Source organism: Streptomyces laurentii (genome assembly GCF_040635425.1).
GTDB lineage: Bacteria > Actinomycetota > Actinomycetes > Streptomycetales > Streptomycetaceae > Streptomyces > Streptomyces laurentii.
Genome location: NZ_JBEYHT010000018.1, coordinates 105,559 through 117,230, shown reverse-complemented (window position 1 = coordinate 117,230; position 11,672 = coordinate 105,559). Strand labels below are relative to the sequence as shown.

Genomic DNA, 11,672 nt, shown 5'->3' with positions numbered 1-11,672 from the left:
TTTGTTTTTATACCCCTACACATTGTGTGGGTGGTGGTGTGTGTTAAAACACCCATGAGTTGCGACTTCTGTCAGCCCCCGCACCGATCGGTGCGGGCCTTCTCTTATGCCCGGAGCGCGGCTTCGGGAGCGCTTTCCGATGCCCGTCCCGGCATATGCCCTACGCGGGCTCCGACCGTACGGCGTTCCGGCCGCCGCCCACACGCCCTGACGGCCCCTCTGACGGCCTCTCCGCCCCGATCTCGTTCCCGGGCTCCCCCGCGCCGCGCCGACGCCCCTCGTCGGCTTTCCCGGCGCCGAGGGACGAAGGTCCCGACAAGGCATGACCAACGGCGCGTGGATGACCGCACGGACGGTGGAAGGCTGTTCGTAGGCGAGCGTTCGCCCGTGTGACGCGAGTCACTGAATCTCTTTCAGAAAGTTCCGTGCTTAACCTCGCCCTACATCACCCCCATTTAATATGTGCAATTGCACTCGCTCTACGCGGGTCCACCAGGGATGGGCTCGGGAACTGTGGGGAGCGCACAAAAAAGATCGCACTGGACCCGGCGGAGTCCAGCGCGATCGGTGACAAAGGCCTGTTGGGGCAGGCGTTCGCCGGCAGAGCTTTGGGGTGGGCGGCCGAGTTGGGGGGCTCGGGACCTGCCCGGTGCTGCAGGGCGTTGCGGGTATTGCAGGTCTTGCGGTGTTGCGGGTGCTGCGAATACTGCGAACTGCGGCGGTTGCCTCAGCCCTCGCTGCGCTGCTGCGGAATACCCGCAAGCAGGGCGCGGACCTCGGCCTCGCGGTACCGGCGGTGTCCACCCAGAGTGCGGATGGACGTGAGCTTGCCGGCCTTCGCCCAGCGGGTCACCGTCTTCGGGTCGACACGGAACATCGTGGCAACCTCGGCAGGGGTCAGCAGCGGCTCGGCATCAGGGGTGCGAGCGGTCATGAGCGGCCTCCTCGGGAGAACCGAACCTTCTCGGTTCTTTCCTCTAAATTCTGCACCTTGACCCGCGTTGCCCGAAATGGCAGAAGCGGGCCGAGTCGGTTATAGGACGAACGGCTTGTCCTCGGCACTACAACTACACCATCCGTCCAGCCGCGTCGGCCAAACCGATGGAATTGCCCTCGCAGGTGTTCATCAGCGGCGGAAGTCGATGGACCATGCCATAGCGGACAGTCACGCCGCTGTGACGATCAGTCACAGAGCGACCAGGAGCCCTCAGACCCCCCATAGAGTGCAATGCTGAGCGTTCCGCCCTTACTTGGACGGAAGGAACCCTCCCCGGACTCCTTGTCCTATTTTGGCACGCGGAAGGGCCTTGGGCGCAAGAGCGAGATAAGTGCGATCCGTCACGCTTGAGCCAAAGGCCCGGATCGGGACCTACGTCCCGGCCCGCCCTTCCCAACGTCCCCCCGGAAGCGACCTCATGGCACCGCCGACGTTTCGTCGATGAAGATCATTTACATCAGGTTGTCATGTCCTGTCGATGATTAATTGGCAAACTGCAGGTCTCGGACGGCCCGCCAGCGCTCCGCGAAACGCTCGTACGCGGCCATCGCGGCGTCGCCGTCGCCCGCCCGGAGCGCCTCGATGCCCTCCGCCACGTCCGCCGCCGAGTGGTCCGCCGCGAGCACCTCCGCGCCGACCGCGTGCACCAGTCCCCCGTAGTCGAGCTCCACCAGCGCCCTCGGATGGAACTCCTCCAGCCAGCGGCCGACCTCCACCAGACCCTCCGTCATCGGGCCCTCCTCGATGGACTCCCGCAGCGCCTTCAGAGCCCGTGCGAGCCGCCGCCGCGCCTGCGCCATCGGTGTCCGGTAGCGCAGCACCGGCGCCGCCTCCGAGCCCGGCCGCCCCGCCCCCGGCGCCGTACCGGCCTCGGCGCCGCCCCGGGGCACGTACTCCCGCTCCTCGTCCGCGAACAGCACGAACCAGCGCAGGGGCACCCGCCACGCCGCGTCGCGGATCCACGGCCGCGCGTCCGGGTTCCGGGTCCGCCAGCGCTCGTGATCGGCCGTCAGCTGCGCCCGCACCACCGGCGGCAGCATCGCGTCGAGCACCGGCGCCGGCAGCGTCCCGCCCTCCAGCTCCGTGAGCGCCAGCCAGCCGCGCAGCCGGGTCCGCCACGGACAGACCAGAACCGTGCCGTCCACCGTCGCCACGAACGCCTCCGCGCTCTCCTGTACGGGGACGGGGACCGGCGGCACCGGCACCAGGGCGGCCAGCGAACGGCGCAGCTCGTCCTGCGCGTCCGGCAGCTCCGGGCCCGGACGGCGGACGTAGCGCGCCCAGTGGCTCCGTTCCGGCTCCGGGAAGGCCGCGAGGGGTTCGTAGACCCGCAGATAGCCGGCGTACGGGACGAGGACCGACGTGGCCGCCGCCGAGGACGCCGGGGGCCCCGACGGGCCTGGTGCGCCCGCCGGGCCCGAGGCGTCCGATGAGCCCGACGAGCCCGACGCGTCCGGGGAATCGGGGGAATCCGAGGAGGGGACCGACATGTCGTGAATCCTTCCACGCGGGTACTCCGGGAGAGGGTGATCCTCAGCACTGCGCCCCTCCTACGGCCAGGTAGCACTTACCCTCGTGCCGACCTGGTCCCACCCCCACCCGCAGGGGGGACCTTCCGCCGCTTCGTACTTGGGAGTCACCACCGTGACCGATGTGACCGGCGCCCCGGACGTACTGCACACCCTGTTCCACTCGGAGCAGGGCGGCCACGAGCATGTCGTGCTGTGCCAGGACCGCCCCACGGGCCTCAAGGCCGTCATCGCCCTCCACAACACCGCTCTGGGCCCCGCCCTGGGCGGCACCCGCTTCTACCCGTACGCGACCGAGGCCGAGGCCATCGCCGACGCGCTGAACCTGTCGCGCGGCATGTCGTACAAGAACGCCATGGCCGGCCTCGACCACGGCGGCGGCAAGGCCGTGATCATCGGCGACCCCGAGAAGATCAAGACCGAGGAGCTGCTCCTCGCGTACGGCCGCTTCGTCGCCTCCCTGAACGGCCTCTACGTGACGGCCTGCGACGTCGGCACGTACGTCGCGGACATGGACGTCGTCGCCCGCACCAACCAGTGGACCACCGGCCGCTCCCCCGAGAACGGCGGCGCCGGCGACTCCTCCGTGCTCACCGCGTTCGGTGTCTTCCAGGGCATGCGCGCCTCCGCGCAGACCGTGTGGGGCGACCCGAGCCTGCGTGACCGCACGGTCGGCGTCGCGGGTGTCGGCAAGGTCGGCCACTACCTGGTCGAGCACCTGGTCGCCGACGGCGCCAAGGTCGTGATCACGGACGTCCGCGAGGAGTCGGTGCGCCGGATCACCGAGAAGTTCCCCGAGGTCACCGTCGCCGCCGACACCGACGCGCTGATCCGCACCGAGGGCCTGGACGTCTACGCCCCGTGCGCGCTCGGCGGCGCCCTGAACGACGGGACCGTGCCCGCGCTCACCGCGAGGATCGTCTGCGGCGCGGCCAACAACCAGCTCGCGCACCCGGGTGTCGAGAAGGACCTGGAGGCGCGCGGCATCCTCTACGCGCCCGACTACGTCGTCAACGCGGGTGGCGTGATCCAGGTCGCCGACGAGCTGCACGGCTTCGACTTCGACCGCTGCAAGGCCAAGGCGACGAAGATCTTCGACACCACCCTGGAGATCTTCGCACGCGCGAAGTCCGACGGCATTCCGCCGGCCGCGGCGGCCGACCGGATCGCCGAGCAGCGCATGGCGGAGGCGCGCCGCGGCTGAGTCTTGACAGCGCCGGCCCGCCGAACGGGGACGTTTGGCGAGACTTCGCTCACGCCGATCGGCGGGTCGGACCTCAAGAAGAGGTTAAAATCGCGACTGACCAGCAAGGACGGGGCGTCTCAGAGGTTCTGTACCGGGGTATGTGATGCGCGCGGCGTACCGTAGACCCGAGGAAACAGGTACCGTTGAAGCCCTACGGACCGGTCTCTCTGCCGAGAGTCCGTTCCGACTCATGAACGCGTGTCAAGACTCTGGGGCCGTCGAGCCCCGTCACCGAGGGGGTCGAGCCATGGGGCGCGGCCGGGCAAAGGCCAAGCAGACGAAGGTCGCCCGCCAGCTGAAGTACAGCAGCGGCGGGACCGACCTCACACGTCTGGCTAACGAGCTGGGCGCTTCGACGACTTCGAGCCAGCCGCCGAATGGCGAGCCGTTCGAGGACGACGACGAGGAAGACGACCCGTACGCGCAGTACGCGGATCTCTACAACACCGACGACGAGGACGAGGACGACGAGTCCGGTCCTGCGTCCGGTCGGCGTCGCGCTTGACTCTCTGAACACCTGAACAACAGCGAACCCGGTCCGGGGCACCCGGACCGGGTTTCTGCCATGTCCGCGGCCGGGCGGACCCCCGCTCCGCCCCGTCACGGCCCGAAGCGACGGAAAGGGCCCCCGGAGGGGCCCTCCCGCGCTTCGCGTCCTGTACGGCGCCACGGCGCCGGTGTGCGGCCTACTTGGCGTAGTCGCCGATCAGCTCCGCGCCGGTCTCGCGGCCGTCCCGGTCGGTGATCTCGCCGGCGACCCAGGCGTCCACGCCGCGGTCGGCCAGCGTCGCCAGGGCCGCGTCCGCGGACTCGGCGGGCACGACGGCCATCATGCCGACGCCCATGTTCAGCGTCTTCTCCAGCTCAAGGCGTTCGACCTGGCCCGCCTTGCCGACCAGGTCGAACACGGCACCCGGGGTCCAGGTCGACCGGTCCACGACCGCGTGCAGCCCGTCCGGGATCACCCGGGCCAGGTTGGCGGCCAGGCCGCCGCCCGTGATGTGGCTGAAGGCGTGCACCTCGGTCGTCCGGGTGAGCGCCAGGCAGTCCAGCGAGTAGATCCGGGTCGGTTCGAGCAGCTCCTCGCCCAGGGTCCGGCCGAACTCCTCGACCTGCTGGTCGAGGGCCATGCCGGCGCGGTCGAAGACCACGTGGCGGACGAGCGAGTACCCGTTGGAGTGAAGACCCGAGGACGCCATCGCGATGACCGCGTCCCCCGTACGGATGCGATCGGCACCGAGCAGACGGTCGTATTCCACGACGCCCGTGCCCGCGCCCGCGACGTCGAAGTCGTCCGGGCCCAGCAGACCCGGGTGCTCCGCCGTCTCGCCGCCGACCAGGGCGCAGCCGGCCAGGACACAGCCCTCGGCGATGCCCTTGACGATGGCGGCGACCCGCTCGGGGTGCACCTTTCCGACGCAGATGTAGTCGGTCATGAAGAGCGGCTCGGCGCCGCAGACGACGATGTCGTCCATGACCATGGCGACCAGGTCGCGGCCGATCGTGTCGTACACGCCCATCTGGCGGGCGATGTCGACCTTCGTGCCGACGCCGTCGGTCGCCGAGGCGAGCAGCGGCCGCTCGAAGCGCTTGAGGGCGGAGGCGTCGAAGTAGCCGGCGAAGCCGCCGAGGCCGCCGAGGACCTCGGGGCGCTGGGTCTTCTTCACCCACTCCTTCATCAGCTCGACGGCGCGGTCGCCCGCCTCGATGTCGACGCCCGCGCTCGCGTAGCTGGCGCCGCCTTCGGCAGAAACGGTCTCGGTCATGAGGAGGACTTTCTGTCGTGCTGCGGGGGCTTGCGGAGGCTTACGGGGCGTGACGAGGCGGCGGACCGGGGCCCGGCCGTCCGGGCCGGGCCCGGACGGCTCGTGTGCCCTGGGCCGGGCACGGCCTACGGGCGGCGCAGGGCGTCGGCGGCCGCGGTGGCGGCGGGGCCCGCCGCCAGCTCGGTCTCCAGGAGCTGCTTGCCGAGCAGCTCGGGGTCCGGAAGCTCCATCGGGTACTCGCCGTCGAAACAGGCGCGGCACAGGTTGGGCTTCTGGATCGTGGTCGCCTCGATCATCCCGTCCAGCGAGATGTACGAGAGCGAGTCCGCGCCGAGCGACGTGCCGATCTCCTCGACCGTCATGCCGTTGGCGATCAGCTCCGCGCGGGTCGCGAAGTCGATGCCGAAGAAGCAGGGCCACTTGACCGGCGGCGAGGAGATCCGGATGTGGACCTCGGCCGCGCCGGCCTCGCGGAGCATGCGGACCAGGGCGCGCTGGGTGTTGCCGCGGACGATCGAGTCGTCGACGACCACCAGGCGCTTGCCCTTGATCACTTCCTTGAGCGGGTTCAGCTTCAGCCGGATGCCCAGCTGGCGGATGGTCTGCGAGGGCTGGATGAAGGTCCGGCCGACGTACGCGTTCTTGACCAGGCCGGCTCCGAACGGGATGCCGGATGCCTCCGCGTAGCCGATGGCGGCGGGGGTGCCGGACTCCGGCGTCGCGATCACCAGGTCGGCGTCGGCGGGAGCCTCGGCGGCCAGCTTGCGGCCCATCTCCACCCGGGAGAGGTACACGTTCCGGCCGGCGATGTCGGTGTCCGGGCGCGCCAGGTACACGTACTCGAAGACACAGCCCTTGGGCTTCGCTTCCGCGAATCGCTGGGTGCGGATGCCGTTCTCGTCGATGGCGATCAGCTCGCCCGGCTCGATCTCCCGGACGAAGCTCGCGCCGCAGATGTCGAGGGCGGCGCTCTCCGAGGCGACGACCCAGCCGCGCTCCAGCCGGCCGAGCACCAGCGGGCGGATGCCCTGCGGGTCGCGGGCCGCGTAGAGCGTGTGCTCGTCCATGAAGACGAGGGAGAAGGCGCCCCGGACCTCGGGGAGGACCTTCGCGGCCGCCTGCTCGATGGTGAGCGGCTTGCCGTCCTCGTCGACCTGGCCCGCGAGCAGCGCGGTGACCAGGTCGGTGTCGTTGGTGGCGGCGACCTGGGTGGCCCGGCCCTCCTTCTTGGGGAGGTCGGCGACCATCTCGGCGAGTCGCGCCGTGTTCACCAGGTTGCCGTTGTGGCCGAGCGCGATCGAGCCGTGGGCGGTCGCCCGGAACGTCGGCTGCGCGTTCTCCCACACGGAAGCCCCGGTGGTCGAGTAGCGGGCGTGACCGACCGCGATATGACCTTGAAGGGAACCGAGAGAAGTCTCGTCGAAGACCTGGGAGACAAGTCCCATGTCCTTGAAGACGAGGATCTGGGAGCCATTGCTCACCGCGATTCCCGCGGATTCCTGACCCCGATGCTGGAGGGCGTACAGCCCGAAATACGAGAGCTTTGCGACCTCTTCACCCGGAGCCCAGACACCGAAGACGCCACATGCGTCCTGGGGGCCTTTCTCACCGGGGAGCAGATCGTGATTGAGTCGACCGTCTCCGCGTGGCACGCCACCGAGTGTAGGCGAGATCGACCACTGGTCCGAATTGACGAATGGACCGTGATAGAGGCCGCCGACCTGCTTGTACGAAGCCCCAAACTGATCCTTCGCCGCTTGTCGGAGCCCACAAAGCAAGCGCCCCAAGGGTTACCGGCCGGTCGGCGCGAACGGCCCGGGGGCGGACGCCTGCCGGCGAGGTGGCCCGCAGAGGGCCGGGATGTGACGGAGTCCACGGCGGAACAGGGCCGCTGACGCCCTGACAGGGCCCGTTTCGGGGCTTCCCGGGTGGCCGGATCCCGACCCCTGAGGACGTGTTCCGGCCGACCCGTACGGGTGGGCGGGACCGCGACCACCCATCGTACGAACCTCCGAACACGGACCGTGTGCGGCCGTACGCGCGCGAGTCAGCTCATCAGCGGCAGAAGCCCTTCCAGACCGGCCCGCTCGCCGCTCGCGCTCACCCGCGCCGCGTCCCTCTCCGCCGCCCACACGGCCCGGCCGGTGGCGAGCCGGATCCAGGTCATCGGATCGGTCTCCACCACGTTGGGCGGGGTGCCGCGGGTGTGCCGGGGGCCCTCCACGCACTGCACGACCGCGTACGGCGGGATCCGCACCTCCACCGCCCCGCCGGGCGCCTTCGCGGCCAGCGCGTCCGCGAGCAGCCGGGTGCAGGCGGCCAGCGCCTGCCGGTCGTACGGGATCTCGACGCCGGTCGCGGCGCTCAGGTCGTCGGTGTGCACGACGAGTTCGACGGTCCGGGTGACGAGGAAGTCGGCGAGCGTCATCGCGCCGAAGCCCAGCGGGATCAGCCGCTCGTCGGCGGCGACGGCCACCGCCGCCTCGTACGCCTGCCCGGTCCGGTCCATGAGCGCGGCCGGGTCGGACGCGTCGACCTGCCGGGTGCGCTCGTCGATCCACTCGGCGGTGCCGGCCGTCACGAACGGCCAGTCGAGCAGCGCGACTTCCTGGCGGGCCGGCTCGGGCCGGCCCAGCAGCCGCGGCACGCAGTCGACCATCCACGAGACGTGTGCGACCAGCTCCCGTACCGTCCACTCCCCCAGCCGGGTCGGCTTGTCGAACGCCTCGGGCGGCAGCGTCCGCACCGCGTTGCGGACATGCCCGAACTGGGCGAGCACGGCGGCCCGGGTCTTGGCGGAGTCGTAACGGCGGAGGCGCTGGACGCGCTTCTTGGCAGGCGGCATGGTCCCAAGCTAAAGGCAGGGAAGCCCGGGAACGGCGAAACCCCCGCCGGGGGCGGGGGTTTCGCCGCGTACGTACGGCTCGTGTACGGGACCGGTCAGGCCAGCAGGCCCGGGATCGTCGCCTCGTGCGTGGCGCGCAGCTCCTCCAGGGAGACGCTGAACTCGCCCTGCACGTCGACCGTGTCGCCGTCGACGACACCGATCCGGGTGGCCGGCAGACCCCGCGCACCGCACATGTCGGTGAAGCGGAGCTCCTCGCTGCGCGGGACGGCGACGACCGCGCGGCCCGCCGACTCCGAGAAGAGGAAGGTGAAGGCGTCCAGGCCCTCGGGGACGACCAGACGCGCGCCGTTGCCGCCGCGCAGGCAGGACTCGACGACCGCCTGGACGAGACCGCCGTCGGACAGGTCGTGCGCCGCGTCGATCATGCCGTCGCGGGAGGCCGAGATCAGGATCTCGCCGAGCAGCTTCTCCCGGTCGAGGTCCACGGCCGGCGGCAGACCGCCGAGGTGCTGGTGGACGACCTCGGACCAGGCCGAACCGCCGAACTCTTCCTTGGTGTCGCCCAGCAGGTAGAGCAGCTGCCCCTCCTGAGCGAACGCCATCGGCGTACGGCGGTTGACGTCGTCGATCACACCGAGGACCGCCACGACGGGCGTCGGGTGGATCGCGGCCTCACCGGTCTGGTTGTACAGCGACACGTTGCCGCCGGTCACCGGGGTGCCCAGGGTGAAGCAGGCGTCCGCGAGACCGCGGGTGGCCTCGGCGAACTGCCACATGACGGCCGGGTCCTCGGGCGAACCGAAGTTCAGGCAGTCGGACACGGCCAGCGGCTTGGCACCGGTCGCGGCGACGTTGCGGTACGCCTCCGCGAGCGCCAGCTGCGCACCCGCGTACGGGTCGAGCTTGGCGTACCGGCCGTTGCCGTCGGTCGCCATGGCCACGCCCAGGTTCGACTCCTCGTCGATCCGGACCATGCCCGCGTCCTCGGGCTGTGCGAGGACGGTGTTGCCCTGCACGAAGCGGTCGTACTGGTCGGTGATCCACGCCTTGGAGGCCTGGTTCGGGGAGCCGACGAGCCGGAGGACCTGGTCCTTCAGCTCGGCGCCGTCCTGCGGCCGGGGCAGCTTGCCCGCGTCGTCGGCCTGCAGGGTGTCCTGCCAGCTCGGGCGCTCGAACGGCCGGTGGTAGACCGGACCCTCGTGCGCGACCGTGCGCGGCGGGACGTCGACGATCTGCTCGCCGTGCCAGAAGATCTCCAGCCGCTCGCCCTCCGTCACCTCACCGATGACGGTGGCGATGACGTCCCACTTCTCGCAGATCTCGAGGAAGCGGTCGACGTGCTCGGGCTCGACGATCGCGCACATGCGCTCCTGCGACTCGCTCATGAGGATCTCCTCGGGCGAGAGCGTCGCGTCGCGCAGGTGCACCTTCTCCAGGTCGACCCGCATACCGCCGGAACCGGCGCTCGCCAGCTCGGAGGTGGCGCAGGACAGACCGGCGCCGCCGAGGTCCTGGATGCCCGCGACCAGCTTCTCCTGGAAGATCTCCAGGGTGCACTCGATGAGGAGCTTCTCCTGGAACGGGTCGCCGACCTGGACCGCCGGGCGCTTGGTGGGCTTGGTGTCGTCGAAGGTCTCCGAGGCGAGGACGGACACGCCGCCGATGCCGTCGCCGCCCGTGCGGGCGCCGTACAGGATGACCTTGTTGCCCGGGCCGGACGCCTTGGCGAGGTGGATGTCCTCGTGCTTCATCACGCCGATGCAGCCGGCGTTGACCAGGGGGTTGCCCTGGTAGCAGGAGTCGAAGACGACCTCGCCGCCGATGTTCGGCAGGCCGAGGCAGTTGCCGTAGCCGCCGATGCCCGCGACGACGCCGGGCAGCACGCGCCGGGTGTCGGGGTGGTCGGCCGCGCCGAAGCGCAGCGGGTCGACCACGGCGACCGGGCGGGCGCCCATGGCGAGGATGTCGCGGACGATGCCGCCGACGCCGGTGGCCGCGCCCTGGTAGGGCTCGATGTAGCTGGGGTGGTTGTGCGACTCGACCTTGAAGGTGACCGCGTACCCCTGGCCGACGTCGACGACGCCCGCGTTCTCGCCGATGCCGACGAGCATCGCGTCGTTCGGCGGGACCTTCTCGCCGAACTGCTTCAGGTGGACCTTGCTGCTCTTGTACGAGCAGTGCTCGGACCACATGACGGAGTACATGGCCAGCTCGGCGCCGGTGGGACGGCGGCCCAGGATCTCGCGGACGCGCGCGTACTCGTCCTCCTTGAGGCCGAGCTCCTTCCAGGGCTGCTCGCTGTCCGGCGTCTCGGCCGCATGCGTAACGGTGTCGAGAGTCATCAGGCGTTGACCAGCTTCTTGAGGATCGAGGTGAAGAAACCGAGACCGTCGGTGCCACCGGTGCCGATCAGCGGCTCGACGGCGTGCTCGGGGTGCGGCATGAGGCCGACCACGTTGCCCGCGGCGTTGGTGACGCCCGCGATGTCGCGGAGCGAGCCGTTGGGGTTCATGTCCAGGTAGCGGAAGGCGACCCGGCCCTCGGCCTCCAGCTCGTCGAGCGTGCGCTCGTCGGCGACGTACCGGCCGTCCATGTTCTTGAGCGGGACCGAGATCTCCTGGCCCTGCTCGTAGTCGGCGGTCCAGGCGGTCTCCGCGTTCTCCACCCGCAGCTTCTGGTCGCGGCAGATGAAGTGCAGGTGGTTGTTGCGCAGCATCGCGCCCGGCAGCAGGTGGGCCTCGGTGAGGACCTGGAAGCCGTTGCAGATGCCGAGGACGGGCATGCCCGCCTTCGCCTGCTCGATGATCGACTCCATCACCGGCGAGAAGCGGGAGATCGCTCCGGCCCGCAGGTAGTCGCCATAGGAGAAGCCGCCGGCCAGGACCACGGCGTCGACCTGCTTGAGGTCCTTGTCGCGGTGCCAGAGCGAGACGGGCTCGGCACCCGCGAGGCGGGCGGCGCGCAGCGCGTCCTGGTCGTCCAGCGTTCCGGGGAACGTGACGACGCCGATGCGTGCGGTCACGACTCCACCTTCACGGTGAAGTCCTCGATCACGGTGTTGGCAAGGAAGGTTTCGGCCATCTCATGGATGCGGGCGAGGGCGGCGTCGTCGACCGGCCCCTCCACCTCCAGCTCGAAGCGCTTCCCCTGGCGGATGTCGGCGATCCCGTCGAAACCGAGGCGGGGCAGTGCACGCTGCACCGCCTGTCCCTGCGGGTCGAGGATCTCCGGCTTGAGCATGACGTCGACTACGACGCGTGCCACTGGCACTCCCGGTGGTGTGTTG

Annotated in this window: 10 protein-coding genes; 2 read left to right on the top strand and 8 right to left on the bottom strand. The window is 70.2% G+C overall.

Annotated features, from left to right (window positions below; translation table 11 throughout):
- Positions 1-727 precede the first annotated feature (727 nt).
- Positions 728-934, bottom strand: coding sequence for a developmental transcriptional regulator BldC (bldC, locus tag ABZ693_RS14625; RefSeq protein ID WP_020869672.1), 207 nt, complete (start codon positions 932-934; stop codon positions 728-730).
- Positions 935-1,479: 545 nt separating this feature from the next.
- Entirely contained in the window at positions 1,480-2,487 is a 1,008-nt protein-coding gene (locus ABZ693_RS14620) for a DUF8083 family protein (RefSeq protein WP_359876364.1), read from the bottom strand.
- A gap of 154 nt (positions 2,488-2,641) precedes the next feature.
- Here ABZ693_RS14620 and ABZ693_RS14615 point away from each other — a divergent pair, with 154 nt between their 5' ends.
- Both ABZ693_RS14615 and ABZ693_RS14610 read left to right on the top strand, forming a co-directional pair.
- Positions 2,642-3,730, top strand: coding sequence for a Leu/Phe/Val dehydrogenase (locus ABZ693_RS14615; RefSeq protein WP_359876362.1), 1,089 nt, complete (start codon positions 2,642-2,644; stop codon positions 3,728-3,730).
- Positions 3,731-4,019: 289 nt separating this feature from the next.
- Positions 4,020-4,277, top strand: coding sequence for a DUF3073 domain-containing protein (locus ABZ693_RS14610; RefSeq protein WP_359876360.1), 258 nt, complete (start codon positions 4,020-4,022; stop codon positions 4,275-4,277).
- A gap of 181 nt (positions 4,278-4,458) precedes the next feature.
- Here ABZ693_RS14610 and purM read toward each other — a convergent pair whose 3' ends face one another.
- The 6 genes from purM to purS form a co-directional block, all read right to left on the bottom strand.
- Positions 4,459-5,538, bottom strand: coding sequence for a phosphoribosylformylglycinamidine cyclo-ligase (gene purM, locus ABZ693_RS14605; RefSeq protein WP_359876358.1), 1,080 nt, complete (start codon positions 5,536-5,538; stop codon positions 4,459-4,461).
- Between the two features lie 125 nt (positions 5,539-5,663).
- A complete protein-coding gene (gene purF / locus ABZ693_RS14600; protein WP_359876357.1) occupies positions 5,664-7,190 on the bottom strand; it encodes an amidophosphoribosyltransferase in 1,527 nt (508 codons plus the stop codon).
- 395 nt (positions 7,191-7,585) lie between these two features.
- Positions 7,586-8,383: a maleylpyruvate isomerase family mycothiol-dependent enzyme gene (locus tag ABZ693_RS14595; RefSeq protein WP_359876356.1), complete on the bottom strand. Its 798-nt coding sequence runs from the start codon at positions 8,381-8,383 to the stop codon at positions 7,586-7,588.
- 95 nt (positions 8,384-8,478) lie between these two features.
- The gene (gene purL, locus ABZ693_RS14590) at positions 8,479-10,728 is read right to left on the bottom strand and encodes a phosphoribosylformylglycinamidine synthase subunit PurL (protein WP_359876354.1); all 2,250 of its coding nucleotides are present in this window, start codon (positions 10,726-10,728) and stop codon (positions 8,479-8,481) included.
- Complete coding sequence (purQ, locus tag ABZ693_RS14585; RefSeq protein WP_359876352.1) at positions 10,728-11,408, bottom strand: phosphoribosylformylglycinamidine synthase subunit PurQ; 681 nt, start codon at positions 11,406-11,408, stop codon at positions 10,728-10,730. Before purQ ends, purL begins: the two co-directional genes overlap by 1 nt.
- On the bottom strand, positions 11,405-11,650 hold the full coding sequence (gene purS, locus ABZ693_RS14580) for a phosphoribosylformylglycinamidine synthase subunit PurS (RefSeq protein ID WP_359876351.1): 246 nt from the start codon (positions 11,648-11,650) through the stop codon (positions 11,405-11,407). Before purS ends, purQ begins: the two co-directional genes overlap by 4 nt.
- Positions 11,651-11,672: the final 22 nt, after the last annotated feature.

Bases quoted from the DNA above. Each gene is read 5' to 3' on its own strand.
- bldC (WP_020869672.1), bottom strand. From the start codon at position 934: ATGACCGCTCGCACCCCTGATGCCGAGCCGCTGCTGACCCCTGCCGAG.
- ABZ693_RS14620 (WP_359876364.1), bottom strand. From the start codon at position 2,487: ATGTCGGTCCCCTCCTCGGATTCCCCCGATTCCCCGGACGCGTCGGGC.
- ABZ693_RS14610 (WP_359876360.1), top strand. From the start codon at position 4,020: ATGGGGCGCGGCCGGGCAAAGGCCAAGCAGACGAAGGTCGCCCGCCAG.
- purM (WP_359876358.1), bottom strand. From the start codon at position 5,538: ATGACCGAGACCGTTTCTGCCGAAGGCGGCGCCAGCTACGCGAGCGCG.
- ABZ693_RS14595 (WP_359876356.1), bottom strand. From the start codon at position 8,383: ATGCCGCCTGCCAAGAAGCGCGTCCAGCGCCTCCGCCGTTACGACTCC.
- purL (WP_359876354.1), bottom strand. From the start codon at position 10,728: ATGACTCTCGACACCGTTACGCATGCGGCCGAGACGCCGGACAGCGAG.